Consider the following 12,884-nt stretch of genomic DNA (forward strand, 5'->3'; position numbering starts at 1 on the left):
TGTATTTGTGACCTGGAAGTCCTGTCCAGTTTGGGACACTGATATTCCCGTGCTCGCAGAAACCGTCTGGTTTTCATTTGTGGGGTCTGAATCCCCGTCACGGATATCCACAAGTGCGTTCGTACCTCCGGATATGGCGACCTCCACTGTTTGGTTCGGTGTTCCCGCGCCTCCAATGCTGAGGTTCTGACTGTCGGTATTGTCCAGGTAACCGCTGAGGTCGACTGGCGTCGCAGTCGGGTCGTCGCTGATACTCAACTGGTCGCTTGCCAGGCTCAGGCTCTGGAGTTCGTTGGTTGGATTAATGTCTAGGTCTGCTGCTTCGGATGCGGTAATTGCTCCTTCCAAATATTGAAGGTTTACCGCATCTAACGGATTTGTTGGGTCAGCAACATTAACCATATTTTGATTGCCTAAATCCACAGGTGCTCCCGCGGCCCCGAACCCACTCAACGGAATGGTTGCTTTGTCGAGTTTGGCATTGGTGATGGCAGCATCCGCAATGTCCTCTGTTAAAATGGTGCCATTGAATATTTCATCAGTAGTTACCGCACCTGTGGCAATCTCAAAAGCTGTAATTCCTCCTTCGGAAACATCCAAGGTATACGGAATGTCTTCTCCATTTCCGGATCGGATCAAAGTGGCATCGGTGGCATCGAAAACTTCATTCCCTATAATGCTGTCTTTTTCGGTAATCCCCAATACCGATTCGTTGACCAAGGTCCATTGGGTACCGTTCCATTGGAAAATGTCCCCGGCCTGTCCACTCGTGGCATCGGCAAACTTGCCAATGGTTACGGATTTTGGAGCCAGCAATCCCGTGGTAATGGATGTCGGCTGTATTTTTGAATCCCCATTAATGGATTGTGTCACGATATTGGCTCCGGTGATCTGTCCTACCTCAAAATTGTAATTAACGCTACCGTCCGGATTGGTCGTTGGGGTAATTACCACTGTGCTGTCCCTGGCTTGTGGATTCAGTAGTCTTAAATAATCGGCCCTGGTGCTTACGGTAAACGAATTGTCCAGTTCGTCGCAGATGTTTACCCATACCGTTCCGTTGTAATAATGCAGGCACTCTTGGTCGGTATTGTACACCATGGCACCGGGCAATGGGTCGATCAGGCTCATTTGGGCATCGGTAACCCTGGTGATGACCAATACGCGGGTAGTGCTTTCCAGTTCGAGTACGGAGGCGGGGTCCAGGTTTTGCGGGTTGTTCCCGATTTTTACCTGTCCGCTGATGCTGTTGATCATGAGTAGGCCAATGATCAAGGTGACAATTGAAGTTTTCACAGTGTTTGTTATTTGAGGATTTCCAAACGTAAAAAACAAAACTAACCTTATGTTTCAATATTTTTAATAAATACCGTCAAAACACGTAATTAGAGGGTGAATGGAATTCCCTTTGGTATATTTGTAGGGTACAGAATTAACAAAAGTTTAGAACGCCTTAATTTTTTTTATCGCCTCCAAGGGTTTTCTTTAACTTGTGCTAAATACATTGAAATGAAAAATATATTTTTGATAGTGTTCTCTTTGCTTGTGTCCGGCTGGTCCATGGCACAGGATACCCGCCAAATGCTCAGGGGAAAGGTGCTTTACCGGAGTTCGAACGTACCTAACGAGAACGTTATCAATTCTACCAGCGGAATAGCTACCATAACCGACGAAAACGGAGAATTTATGATCCGCGTAAAAGATGGGGATCAGTTGGTGTTTACCGCGGTAAACTATCAATTGGAGGTGGTTGAAATTACGCCCGAAATTTTAGCGAACAACCGCTTGGTGGTGGAAGTGGATGAAAAGGTACAGGAACTGGACGAAGTGGTGGTGACCCCGGAAAACCAAGAGAGGTTTCTGCAGGTAAAGAACGAGGATTTCAAGGAATTCAATTATGAAATAGATCGGGGTACGGAGGTCGAGAATATCGCCAATTCCAGAATTACCCGGGGGATGAAGGACGGAATCAATTTTGTAAACATATTCAAGGCTTTGTTCAAATCGCAAGAGGTCAATGGGCAACAAAGGGCACCGCTTAAGGTGAGCGAAGTTCTCAGGCATGTTTACGATGATGAGTTCTTTGTAGTGGACCTTAGACTACCACAGGACAAAATAGATGCATTTCTTTTGTATTGTGATGATAAAATACCTTCGCAGACCTTGCTCAAAAAAGAAAACGAATTCCAACTGATCGATTTTTTGGTCACCCAAAGCAAGGAGTATCTGGCAACCTTGAATGAGGAATGAAAAAAATCTTTTTTGCATTGATAGTTTTTGCCACCCAATGGGCTCTTGCCCAAGATGGAAGTGTCAAAACATTGCAAGGAAGAGTAACGAGCCCTGATAAGGATGTTGTAGGGGTCGTGGTACAAAATAGCACTACAAATGATGCTGTGATCACCGATTTTGAGGGGAACTTTTCAATCCGTGTCCGGGTCAATGACACCTTGGTGTTTTCCGCAGTTCATTTTTTAAAGAAATCTTTGCCCGTCACCGAAGCATTGTACCAGTCCAGCTTTATTCAAGTGCCCATGCAGGAGTTCGTGAACCAATTGAAGGAAGTGGTGGTAAGACCCTACGATTTAACAGGGGATTTAAGTAAGGATATCGATAGGGTCACCTTGGAAAAGGATGTGAGCGCCGAAGCCCTAAAATTGCCGAATGCCCACCAAAGTATACCTACGCAAAGTGAAAGAAGGTTACAGGAAGCTTCCAGCATGAGCGTAATGGGTGGAGGTGGCATTGGTGGAGCGGGAGGAGCCCTTAGTCTTAATCCAATAATCAATGCGATTACCGGTCGCACCAAAATGCTCAAAAACCGGGTGAAGATTGAAAGTACCTATGCTCAAACACAACAGGTACAAAGCTTTTATGCCGATTCCCTGTTTTTGACCACGTTAAAAATCCCCTTGGAAAAAATTGATGATTTTATGTATTTCTGCGAAGTGGATGAAAAGTTTCAGGCAGCGTTAGCCTCTAAGGATAAATTAAGAATATGGGATGTCATGTTGCAGAAAAGCAGAGCTTATCGCGAAAACAACGATTTGGATTGATTTTTCAGGAGTCAGGAGTTGAAGGTTTGGAACCGCTGTCTTATTGGGCGCAGTCGAAATGTCCCGAAAAAATAGTTTGGCAGGTAAATTGCAGAACGTATGCTAAAACTGTAACATTGTTGCACAATTAAAGTCTTATTGAACATGATGAAACTAAAAAAAGCAAAACTCTGGGTGCTACCTTTGGTAATTCTACTGTTTTTTTCTTTCTCATCCGCCCATAAATTCTATGTAAGCGTCACCAATATTTCCTATTCGGAGGACGATAAAGCTTTCCAGATTACCAGTCGGGTTTTTATAGATGACCTCGATAAGCTTCTCAAGGAACGGTACGGTATAGAGACCAAGTTGGCCACTCCAAAGGAATCCGAGATTGCGGACGAATACATCGAGAAATATTTCAGGACCAAATTTGTGGTGGAATTTGATGGGGAAATCGTACCATATAATTTTTTGGGGAAACGCTACGATACCGACGTGGTCATCTGTTACCTGGAAATCCCCGATGTGGACTTATCAAAAATAAAAACCATGTCCGTACAGAACGAAGTGCTCACTGATTTGTTCGATGAACAGAAAAATGTGGTCCATGTAAAATGGAAGGGCAACAAAAAAAGTTTTGTGTTGATCAGGGAGAACAATAAAGGAATGTTAAACTTATGACCTATTCTTAACATTTGGTTAAAATATGTTATTTTTCACCGTTATAAAATCAGATAGAAAATGAACAGAATCAAGTATTGCTTTGCTTCCGTGTTGTTCCTTTTTGGAGCCGTGGTTATGGCACAAGAGGGAGACGTTAAAGAAGAGCGGGAGCCCGGACATTACAACCAGAGTAAATTTAAACAATTGTACGAGGAGTTTTCCTCACCAAACACATACCGGTCCGCTTCTGGGGCACCCGGTCCAGATTATTATCAACAACAGGCGGATTACGTGATGGATATTCACCTGGATGATAAAAATGCGAAAATCAATGGGGAAGAGACCATTACATATCATAACAATTCGCCGGACGATCTAGAGTTTCTTTGGGTACAGTTAGATCAAAATGTACGTGCCAAGGATTCCAAGTCACCACTTCGTAACGGAAATGGTGTAAATATTGCCTATACCGCCGGTAATTTTGCCGAGACCTATATCACTGAGCCATTTGATGGTGGTTTTAATATTGAATCGGTAACCGATAGCAGTGGAAAACCATTGTCCTATACCATCAATCAGACCATGATGCGTATCAATATCCCACAACCGCTTAAAAGTGGTGAGAAAATTTCGTTCGATATAAAGTGGTGGTACAATATCCCTGATCACACGGTAAACAGAGCCCGCTCTGGATACGAGTATTTTCCAGAAGACGGTAACCGTGCCTATGTAATTGCCCAGTTTTTCCCAAGAATGGCTGTGTACAGCGATGTGGAAGGATGGCAAAACCATCAGTTCTGGGGAAGTGGAGAGTTCGCATTGCCATTCGGTAACTACGACGTGAGCATTACCGTTCCTGCAGACCACGTATTGGATGCGACGGGTGAGCTTCAAAACCGTGACGATGTATTCTCTAGAGATATGATGAAGCGTTACAAGCAGGCCAAAAAATCTTATGATAAGCCTGTGATCATTGTAACACAAGAAGAAGCAGAAGCTGCGGAAAAAGGATTTTCCACAGATACCAAAACCTGGAAGTTTAAGGCAACCAACGTTAGGGATTATGCATTTGCCACTTCCAGAAAGTTTATTTGGGACATGCAAGCCGTTAAAATCGGAAACAAAGATGTAATGGCAGTTTCGCTTTATCCAAAAGAAGGTAACCCACTTTGGGAGGAAATGTCCACCAAAGCCGTGGCACAGACCTTGGAAACGTATTCCAAACACACGTTTGATTACCCTTACCACAAAGCAATCTCCGTACATGCTAAAAACCAAGGCATGGAGTATCCGATGATTTGTTGGAACTATGGTCGTCCAAACGAGGATGGTACCTACTCCGATAGAGTTAAGTATGGTATGATCAGTGTGATCATCCACGAGGTTGGTCACAACTTCTTCCCAATGATCGTAAACTCCGATGAACGTCAGTGGGGATGGATGGACGAAGGTTTGGATACGTTTATGCAGTACTTGGCCGAGCAAGAGTTTGGAAAAAACAACCCTGAGGTTATCGCTCCAAACGAAAAGTACCCTTCAAGAAGAGGTGACCCAGCTAAGATTGTTCCTTATATGGCAGGTGATCAAAGCTATATTTCACCCATTATGTCCAACCCGGAAAATGTATATCAGCTTGGACCAAATGCCTACGCAAAACCAGCTACTGCTCTTAACATTCTTAGAGAGACGGTAATGGGAGAAGAATTGTTTGACCATGCTTTTAAAACCTATGCGCAACGTTGGATGTTCAAACACCCGACCCCAGAAGATTTCTTCCGTACCATGGAAGATGCTTCCGCTGTGGATTTGGATTGGTACTGGAGAGGATGGTTCTACACTACCGATTATGTGGATATTGGCGTAAAAGGAGTTAAAAAATACTACGTGTCCAACAAGCCTACCAAGGAAATGGAAAAATACATGGCTGACAGAAACCTTACCGAGGCCGACCTTCCGCCTTTGGTTTATTTGGCCGAAGAAGACAGTGAGGATTTTGCTCCCGAGCTAAAAGGTAAATCACCGACCGAAACTTCCCAGAACCTTAAGGAGTTTATGATGGACAACATGACCGAGGCTCAAAGAGCTCAGGTTAAAGAGCCAAAGTATTTCTATGAAATCACTTTTGATAAGCCAGGAGGTATTCCAATGCCATTGATAGTGGAGTACACCTATGCCGATGGTACTACCGAGAGCGTTACGTATCCTCCTGAAATTTGGAGAAAGAATGATGCTGAGGTAAAAAGAGTGATGGCCACGGAAAAAGAATTGGTTGGAATCGTGGTGGATCCAAAATTGGAAACAGCCGATATTGATACGACCAACAATTCTTGGCCCAAGAAAGAAGAGAAGTCTGACTTTGATAAGTTCAAGGAGAACATCAAAGGAAAATAGTAAAAGAAAAAACTATGTTAAGAGCCTCGTGATTTCACGGGGCTTTTTTTATTTTGAACCCAATATCTGATTATATTTGTGCCATGCAATTTCTATTTATAAGCGGAGCCGAGATTTTTTTCATCCTATTCATTGTAGTGATGGTGTTTGGTGCAGATAAGATTCCTGGAATAGCCAGGGGGCTCGGCAAAGGAATGCGCCAACTTAAGGACGCTACCGACGATATTAAACGCGAAATCCAGAAGACTGCGGATGTGGATACCGACTTCACCAAGAACATCCGTAAGGAAATCGATGATGTGAAAAAGAATGTAGACGAAGTTTCCGGCTCCATCAAAAGAGACCTCAATAAGTAAGATTCCGATGTTGGAAAAATTGCTCAAATGGGATAGGGACACTTTTGTTTATCTCAATGGATTGGGCATAGAGGATTATGATGTTTTTTGGTCCACGGTCACCAATATCTCTACCTGGATTCCCCTTTTTATCCTATTCTTGGTATTGTTTTTTCTCAAATTCCCCAGAAAGGTGGCACTCCACATGTTTTTTACCGTGCTCGCGTTGGCCATTTTTATCACAGTTGTTACGCATTTCACCAAAATATCGGTAGCTAGGTTGCGCCCTAATAATACCGAAGAAATCAATACCCTGATCCGTATCTTAAAAACTCCAACGGACTATAGTTTTTTTTCAGGACATGCCTCCAGTTCGTTTTCCATAACCATGTTGGTATTTTTGTTTCTGCGCCGTAAAGTAAAATGGGCGGCACTGTTTTTTATTTGGCCTATCTTATTTGCCATGAGCCGTATTTACGTGGGTGTGCATTTTCCGTTGGACATTATTGTGGGTATGGTGGTAGGTTTGTTTTCCGGATGGCTTTTTTATGTTCTGTACCGGAGCTTTATAGCACCCTACTCAGTGTCAGTCCGTCCCTAATGGGCAACAATACTGTTTCCACTCTAGGGTCTTCTTTTAATTTTTTATTGTACTCAAGCAATGCCGCGGTTGCTTTATCTGACTTTTGTAAAGGCTCCACCACTTTCCCGGACCAAAGCACATTGTCGGACAGAATAATACTGCCTGGTTTGGTTTTTTTGATCACAGCTTCAAAATAGGCATCGTAGTTCACCTTTTGCGCATCAATAAAAACAAGGTCAAAAGTACGGTTTAAGCTGGGAGCAATATCCAACGCGTCCCCAACGTGTTGAATGATTTGGTTTCCATAACCGCTTTTATCAAAATATTTACGTTGCATTTGATGGAGTTCCTCGTTTACCTCAATGGTGTGGAGTTCCCCGTTTTTTTTAAGTCCTTCCGCCAAACATAGGGCCGAATAGCCTGTGTAAGTGCCGATTTCCAAAATATATTTGGGGTTGATGATCTTGGAGAGCATGCTCAACACCCGACCCTGAAAATGCCCTGTGATCATTCGGGGCTGTACCACTTTTAAGTGCGTTTCTCGGGTCAGTTCTTGCAACAATTCGGGTTCATCCTCCGAACTATTGGCAATGTAACTCTCCAAAATGGGCGATAGGAAATGCATGATATATTTTTCGCAAAAATATAGAAAAGAACTACATTGGAACAGTTGATAAACCAAAAGCATTCCATGGCATTACCAAAGGTGAACATAAGAACGGCAACACTGGAAGATCTTCCCGTATTGCTGAATTTTGAACAGGAAATCATAAAGGCTGAACGACCTTTTGATGTTACCATAAAAGAAGGGCCCATCAGCTACTACGATATTGGCGAAATGATCCAAGACCCTAAAGCTCATGTGGTGGTGGCGGAAACAGAGGGGAAGATAGTTGCTTCGGGCTATGCCATTCCCAAAAGAGCGAGACATTATCTGGACCATGAGCTGTATGCCTATCTTGGTTTTATGTATACGGACGAGGGTTTTAGGGGGAAGGGTATCAATGCCCTAATTGTTGACGAACTTAAGCAATGGTCCCAACAAGAGGGATACAAGGAAATCAGATTGACTGTTTACAACGAAAATCTGCCCGCTATCAAGGCTTATGAAAAAGTGGGTTTTAAAAAGCATATCATCGAAATGCGTTTAGAGTAAATTTCTTTTCCCCACATTACTCCCACAAATCGTATTTTTGATGCAAACCAAAGAGAAAATGACATTCGAGAATACGCTTGAATTTGCAAAAAAGCTTGATGCTTCCGATGCATTGGCTTCCTACCGAAACGAATTCCACTACCCACAGGTCAACGGAAAAGATGTGATTTATTTTACGGGAAACTCACTTGGGCTTCAACCCAAACGGACCCAAAAGTTTGTGGATGATGTGATGAAGGATTGGCGGGAACTGGCTGTGGAAGGTCATTTTTATGCCGATAAACCTTGGTGGGACTATCACGAAAGACTTGCTGAAGGTTTGGGCAAAGTGGTAGGGGCCATGCCCAAGGAAATTTCAGTGATGAATACGCTTACGGTAAACCTTCACTTATTGATGATATCTTTTTATCGACCCACCGAAAAACGTTTTAAGATTATCTGTGAGGAAAAAGCCTTTCCGTCCGATCAATATATGCTGCAGAGTCAGGTCCGCTTTCATGGATTGGACCCCAAAGATACCATTGTTGAGGTAAAAAAGAGGGAAGGCGAACATGCTTGGCGTACGGAAGATATCATTCAAAAGATCAACGAGGTAGGAGATGAGCTGGCCCTGGTGCTGATGGGCGGTGTCAACTATTATAACGGTCAAGTACTGGATATGGAAGCCATCACCAAAGCAGGAAAAGGTGTAGGTGCCTTTGTGGGATGGGATTTGGCCCATGGGGTCGGAAACATCAAACTGAACCTACACGATTGGGGTGCTGATTTTGCCGCGTGGTGCAGCTACAAATACATGAACAGTGGTCCAGGGAACGCATCTGGAATCTTTGTACACGAAAAACATTTGGGCAAAGAAGACATTCCACGTTTTGAGGGCTGGTGGGGTACCAAAAAGGAGACCCGATTTTTAATGAAACCCGAGTTCGACCCCATTGAAAGTGCCGATGCATGGCAATTGAGCAATCCGCCCATATTGTCCATTGCACCTTATTTGGCTTCTTTGGAAATATTTGATGAAGTGGGTATGGATGCCCTGATCGAAAAACAAAAGACCATTGTGGCCTATTTGGAGTTTGTACTGCACGAAATCGATAAGGAAGTGGATAGCACATTTGAGATCATTACCCCTAAGGCAAGGGGTTGTCAACTGTCCGTTTTTTTGCACGGTGAAGGTAAGGCCATCTTTGATTATTTAATGGCAAACGGTGTGATTACCGATTGGAGGGAACCCAACGTTATCCGGTTGGCCCCTGCCCCCCTATATTGTTCGTATGAGGATATGTACCGTTTTGGACAGATCTTAAAGGAAGGAATACAGGGAAAATAAATTCCATTCATTAAAATGAACCGACCAAACTCGACCAACATATGAAATCCCTTTGGCTAATTTTATCCAACCCAAGGTATTTTGCACCGGCATGGGTATTTACCAGTATCAATATTTGGTTTGGTACTTGGGCCATTTATATCCCTACGGTGAAGGAAAAACTGGATATAAACAAAGCTGATTTGGGGATAGCGCTTTTTTGTTTGTCCCTAGGGGTTTTTACCATTTTTCCCGTGGCCTCCAAGATCATCAATAAACTTGGGGTGGGAAGGGCTTCGTGGTATGGGGTTTTGTTTGTCTCGGTTACGGCCATGTTACCGCTTATGGCACCCAATTATTATTTGTTGATGGCTGGGCTCTACCTTTTTGGGGCCAGCAACGGTTTTATTGATATTGCTATAAACACCTTGGTCACGGAGATTGAAAAGGAGGATAAGCAAAACTTTATGTCCGCTGCCCACGGCTTTTTTAGTTTAGGTGGTATTTTGGTGGGACTCGGTAGTTTCCTGATTCCTGTAATCGGGAACCCTGTGTTGCACATGGGCATTACCGTAGTTTTGGTTTTTGTCATCAATTTTTTTCTGAAAAAACATTACATCCAGATAGTGGCAGCCCCAGTGGAAAAGGAACCTTTTAGCCTGAAGTTGTTTAAACCATTGCTATTACTGGGGATTATCGGCTTTGTGTCTTTTGGTAGCGAAGGTGCCATAATAGATTGGAGCTCCCTGTACCTCAAAGAAATGACCATGGCCCCGGAGATGCTCATTGGAGCAGGATTTTTGGCATTTTCCACTACTATGACCTTAGGTCGATTTCTAGGGGATGGGATCAGTGCCAAAATAGGCCCCATTAAAATAGTTATGCTGGGTGCGCTTATTGCCGCTGTTGGTTTTGTTTTGGTGCTCACGCAGCATACGGTATGGTCTATTGTCGGATTTGCCTTTAATGGCCTTGGCTTTTCGGTTATAGTGCCCGAGTTGTTCCGAATTGGGGGCAATGTAAAGGGAGTGGATTCTTCCCAAGGGGTAGCTTTTATTGCAGGAGCTGGGTATATGGGGTTTTTGTTGGGTCCCGTAATCCTTGGTTTTATTGCGGAAAGTGCCTCTTTAAACTATAGCTTTCTCTTACTGTTGTGTATGGCCCTCTTGGTTTTTGGTATTACTTTTTTCTTGCGTAGGAGAGGAAAGTGAAGGGAAACAATCAATTCCCTGTATCTGACCAATGCAATAGTGCTTTTAAAGTTCCTGTACCAATTGAATATTGTTCCCACAGGTGTCATTAAAGATTGCATATTTTACGTTTCCTGCTTTAGTGGGCTTTACACTGAACTCAACTCCTAGCTCGGTCAAACGTTCGTATTCGGAGTCTACATTTTCAACATCAAATTGTGTCCATGGTATACCTGCTTCCATCAATGCATCTTGATACACCTTGGATGGTTCAAAGTGGTTGGGTGCGGGCTCTAATAATAATTCTGGTCCATCTACCCAATCTTTAGATACTAGTATCAACCATCTGTTACCACCACCTAAAGGTTCGTCTTTCTTTTTAATAAAGCCTAATTTTTCGGTATAAAACCGCATCGCCTTTTCTTGGTCTCGAACGGGAATACTAATCAGTGTTATTTTCATTTTCGGTGATTTTACATTCTGGCCAACTTAATTGGTACCGGTATATTTTATATTATGGTACCTATACATAGGAATAGAACCAATGCTTAACATCACCTTTAACTTGTGACCGGGATAATTTAATATATGCTTTGTGGGTTTTACTGACTCACAATAACTGCATTACTCCTTGCTTACAGAAAGCCCGGTAAAATATAAACTGGTTCCGCCATCGGGGCGGTTGTGCTGTTGGGCCAATTGTAAACCATCGACATCCACATAATCTTCCCAAGTGGAGACCAAGTTGGGCTCTTCTTGGTTGGATTTGCGATATGCCCACTCACGAATAATATAATCATCCTTAAAATAAAAATCGTACGCATCACCTGGGGTGTAACCACCTTCGTTGGCATACACAATAGTAAGTTTCTGCATGGGCTCGTTGCTAATGGGCGCCGTGGCCTCTCCGGTATGTTCGTAGGTATAGTTGCCGGAGTCCCAAATTAAATTAAATGGGGCCATCAACCAGTATCTGTCATTGATAAAACCGCTATTGGTCTTTAGCGCAATGCTGTCCATGGAATTTCGGTTGTACGTAAGGGTGTCGGCTCCAGATATGGCCGTAACGTTGTTGGTTTTGGTCTCCCAGTCCCAGCTACGCTCAAAATGCATGGAATCCCGATCCACATTAAAGGTAAAGGTAATTTCCTTCACGTCGGCCCAATTATCAAAGCCATGAGCCTCAGCAATACGTTCGGGGACAGTTTTTTCAGTTGCGGTAGGTTCGGCCGTTTTTTCGGTTTTTTTGGGTTCCGTTTTACACGAAGCAAAAATTAAAATAGACAACAGGGCAACGATGTAATTGGTCTTCATATCAGGTTTTTAACCAAATATACTAGGAAAATCTCTTATTTTGCGCCCCATTTTAAAAAGCCTGACCAAATAAATCTGTTTCTGGAGTGACTTTTTTAAAAAACTTGTTTCTAATTCTTATAAGTAACCCCGACAAAGCGTTTTTGGAAAAGGAAGACTTATACGTACATCTTTCCGATGAGAAATTAGTGAAACAGATTGTAGCGGACAACGACCCTATGCTTTTTGGGAAGTTATATGATCGCTATGCCAAGATGGTGTACAATAAATGTTACGGATTTGCAAAATCCGAGGACGAGGCGGAGGATCTAACGCAGGATGTATTCCTCCAACTTTTTATCAAGCTTCGGACCTTTAAAGGGAAGTCGAAGTTTTCTACTTGGCTGTATTCTTTTACCTATAATTTTTGCGTGAACTATGTTAATAGGAACAAACAACTCAAAATACGGGACAAGTCCGTACAAGTTGAAAATTCCGAACATAAGCTTACCGAAGAAGTGCCCGATGAGAGTTTGTATGAAATGAAAGCGGATAAACTCAAGAAAGCATTGGAGATAATTGCCGTTGAGGACAAATCTATATTGTTGCTCAAATATCAAGATGGAGCCAGCATTAAAGAACTGGTGAGTTTAATGAACGTTGGAGAGAGTGCTGTGAAGATGAGGCTAAAAAGAGCAAAAGAAAGACTATTGGAAATCTACAATACCCTGGAATAGATGGCAAAGAAACACAAAAACCCATTTAAAGAGCTGGAGGCTTCGCTGCACGAAGCACCGCCCGAAATGAAGCAAAAAGTGATGAACGATATTGCGGCGGCAAAGTTGATCATGGACATGGCTTCATTGTTCTCGATCAATTTGGGAGGAGCTTTGCGTAAACTGTTTCGAACCCTAGGGGAAAACTAATCA

Annotated in this window: 15 protein-coding genes; 11 read left to right on the plus strand and 4 right to left on the minus strand. The window is 43.0% G+C overall.

The features are described 5' to 3' along the window. Positions 1 to 1,296: phage tail-like protein (locus J0X13_RS13765; protein ID WP_207071962.1), on the minus strand; the 1,296-nt coding region annotated here is incomplete at its 3' end. A gap of 213 nt (positions 1,297 to 1,509) precedes the next feature. Between J0X13_RS13765 and J0X13_RS13770 the strand changes: the two genes are divergently transcribed. The 6 genes from J0X13_RS13770 to J0X13_RS13795 all read left to right on the plus strand — a co-directional run bounded on the left by J0X13_RS13770 (position 1,510) and on the right by J0X13_RS13795 (position 7,028). Further along, complete coding sequence (locus tag J0X13_RS13770; RefSeq protein WP_207071963.1) at positions 1,510 to 2,250, plus strand: BamP family beta-assembly machinery protein; 741 nt, start codon at positions 1,510 to 1,512, stop codon at positions 2,248 to 2,250. Continuing rightward, positions 2,247 to 3,056: a BamP family beta-assembly machinery protein gene (locus J0X13_RS13775; protein WP_207071964.1), complete on the plus strand. Its 810-nt coding sequence runs from the start codon at positions 2,247 to 2,249 to the stop codon at positions 3,054 to 3,056. The genes J0X13_RS13770 and J0X13_RS13775 overlap by 4 nt, the downstream gene beginning before the upstream one ends. Positions 3,057 to 3,200: 144 nt before the next feature. Beyond that, positions 3,201 to 3,719, plus strand: a complete 519-nt coding sequence (locus J0X13_RS13780) for a DUF6702 family protein (protein ID WP_207071965.1) — start codon at positions 3,201 to 3,203, stop codon at positions 3,717 to 3,719. Between the two features lie 60 nt (positions 3,720 to 3,779). Further along, a complete protein-coding gene (locus J0X13_RS13785) occupies positions 3,780 to 6,092 on the plus strand; it encodes a M1 family metallopeptidase (RefSeq protein ID WP_207071966.1) in 2,313 nt (770 codons plus the stop codon). 83 nt (positions 6,093 to 6,175) lie between these two features. Next, positions 6,176 to 6,448, plus strand: coding sequence for a Sec-independent protein translocase subunit TatA/TatB (locus J0X13_RS13790; RefSeq protein WP_127138444.1), 273 nt, complete (start codon positions 6,176 to 6,178; stop codon positions 6,446 to 6,448). Between the two features lie 7 nt (positions 6,449 to 6,455). Further along, a complete protein-coding gene (locus J0X13_RS13795; protein ID WP_207071967.1) occupies positions 6,456 to 7,028 on the plus strand; it encodes a phosphatase PAP2 family protein in 573 nt (190 codons plus the stop codon). Here the strand turns inward: J0X13_RS13795 and J0X13_RS13800 are convergent. After that, on the minus strand, positions 6,994 to 7,635 hold the full coding sequence (locus J0X13_RS13800; protein ID WP_207071968.1) for an O-methyltransferase: 642 nt from the start codon (positions 7,633 to 7,635) through the stop codon (positions 6,994 to 6,996). The genes J0X13_RS13795 and J0X13_RS13800 overlap by 35 nt on opposite strands. A gap of 66 nt (positions 7,636 to 7,701) precedes the next feature. Between J0X13_RS13800 and J0X13_RS13805 the strand changes: the two genes are divergently transcribed. The 3 genes from J0X13_RS13805 to J0X13_RS13815 are packed head-to-tail and all read left to right on the plus strand — an operon-like array spanning position 7,702 to position 10,683. Next, the gene (locus tag J0X13_RS13805; RefSeq protein WP_207071969.1) at positions 7,702 to 8,166 is read left to right on the plus strand and encodes a GNAT family N-acetyltransferase; all 465 of its coding nucleotides are present in this window, start codon (positions 7,702 to 7,704) and stop codon (positions 8,164 to 8,166) included. Positions 8,167 to 8,224: 58 nt separating this feature from the next. Beyond that, positions 8,225 to 9,493 (plus strand): kynureninase, encoded by a 1,269-nt coding sequence (gene kynU / locus J0X13_RS13810; RefSeq protein WP_207072067.1) that lies wholly within the window; start codon positions 8,225 to 8,227, stop codon positions 9,491 to 9,493. Between the two features lie 41 nt (positions 9,494 to 9,534). After that, on the plus strand, positions 9,535 to 10,683 hold the full coding sequence (locus J0X13_RS13815; RefSeq protein WP_207071970.1) for an MFS transporter: 1,149 nt from the start codon (positions 9,535 to 9,537) through the stop codon (positions 10,681 to 10,683). Positions 10,684 to 10,728: 45 nt separating this feature from the next. Here the strand turns inward: J0X13_RS13815 and J0X13_RS13820 are convergent, their stop codons facing one another. Both J0X13_RS13820 and J0X13_RS13825 read right to left on the minus strand, forming a co-directional pair. Next, positions 10,729 to 11,124, minus strand: a complete 396-nt coding sequence (locus tag J0X13_RS13820; RefSeq protein WP_207071971.1) for a VOC family protein — start codon at positions 11,122 to 11,124, stop codon at positions 10,729 to 10,731. A 162-nt stretch (positions 11,125 to 11,286) separates the two neighbouring features. Then, positions 11,287 to 11,976, minus strand: coding sequence for a hypothetical protein (locus J0X13_RS13825; protein ID WP_207071972.1), 690 nt, complete (start codon positions 11,974 to 11,976; stop codon positions 11,287 to 11,289). Positions 11,977 to 12,062: 86 nt separating this feature from the next. On the opposite strand from J0X13_RS13825, the gene J0X13_RS13830 reads away from it, so the two are divergent. Both J0X13_RS13830 and J0X13_RS13835 read left to right on the plus strand, forming a co-directional pair. Continuing rightward, positions 12,063 to 12,692, plus strand: a complete 630-nt coding sequence (locus J0X13_RS13830; protein WP_313786734.1) for an RNA polymerase sigma factor — start codon at positions 12,063 to 12,065, stop codon at positions 12,690 to 12,692. After that, positions 12,693 to 12,881: a hypothetical protein gene (locus tag J0X13_RS13835; protein WP_207071973.1), complete on the plus strand. Its 189-nt coding sequence runs from the start codon at positions 12,693 to 12,695 to the stop codon at positions 12,879 to 12,881. Positions 12,882 to 12,884: the final 3 nt, after the last annotated feature.

This window comes from [Muricauda] lutisoli (nom. illeg.) (assembly GCF_017313105.1).
GTDB classification, from domain to species: Bacteria; Bacteroidota; Bacteroidia; order Flavobacteriales; family Flavobacteriaceae; genus Flagellimonas; species Flagellimonas lutisoli.

Excerpts from the sequence above, each read along its gene's own strand:
- J0X13_RS13775 (WP_207071964.1), top strand. The coding sequence starts at position 2,247 with ATGAAAAAAATCTTTTTTGCATTGATAGTTTTTGCCACCCAATGGGCT.
- J0X13_RS13825 (WP_207071972.1), bottom strand. The coding sequence starts at position 11,976 with ATGAAGACCAATTACATCGTTGCCCTGTTGTCTATTTTAATTTTTGCT.
- J0X13_RS13790 (WP_127138444.1), top strand. The coding sequence starts at position 6,176 with ATGCAATTTCTATTTATAAGCGGAGCCGAGATTTTTTTCATCCTATTC.
- J0X13_RS13835 (WP_207071973.1), top strand. The coding sequence starts at position 12,693 with ATGGCAAAGAAACACAAAAACCCATTTAAAGAGCTGGAGGCTTCGCTG.
- J0X13_RS13795 (WP_207071967.1), top strand. The coding sequence starts at position 6,456 with ATGTTGGAAAAATTGCTCAAATGGGATAGGGACACTTTTGTTTATCTC.
- J0X13_RS13780 (WP_207071965.1), top strand. The coding sequence starts at position 3,201 with ATGATGAAACTAAAAAAAGCAAAACTCTGGGTGCTACCTTTGGTAATT.
- J0X13_RS13820 (WP_207071971.1), bottom strand. The coding sequence starts at position 11,124 with ATGAAAATAACACTGATTAGTATTCCCGTTCGAGACCAAGAAAAGGCG.
- J0X13_RS13805 (WP_207071969.1), top strand. The coding sequence starts at position 7,702 with ATGGCATTACCAAAGGTGAACATAAGAACGGCAACACTGGAAGATCTT.
- J0X13_RS13800 (WP_207071968.1), bottom strand. The coding sequence starts at position 7,635 with ATGCATTTCCTATCGCCCATTTTGGAGAGTTACATTGCCAATAGTTCG.
- J0X13_RS13815 (WP_207071970.1), top strand. The coding sequence starts at position 9,535 with ATGAAATCCCTTTGGCTAATTTTATCCAACCCAAGGTATTTTGCACCG.
- J0X13_RS13785 (WP_207071966.1), top strand. The coding sequence starts at position 3,780 with ATGAACAGAATCAAGTATTGCTTTGCTTCCGTGTTGTTCCTTTTTGGA.
- J0X13_RS13770 (WP_207071963.1), top strand. The coding sequence starts at position 1,510 with ATGAAAAATATATTTTTGATAGTGTTCTCTTTGCTTGTGTCCGGCTGG.
- kynU (WP_207072067.1), top strand. The coding sequence starts at position 8,225 with ATGACATTCGAGAATACGCTTGAATTTGCAAAAAAGCTTGATGCTTCC.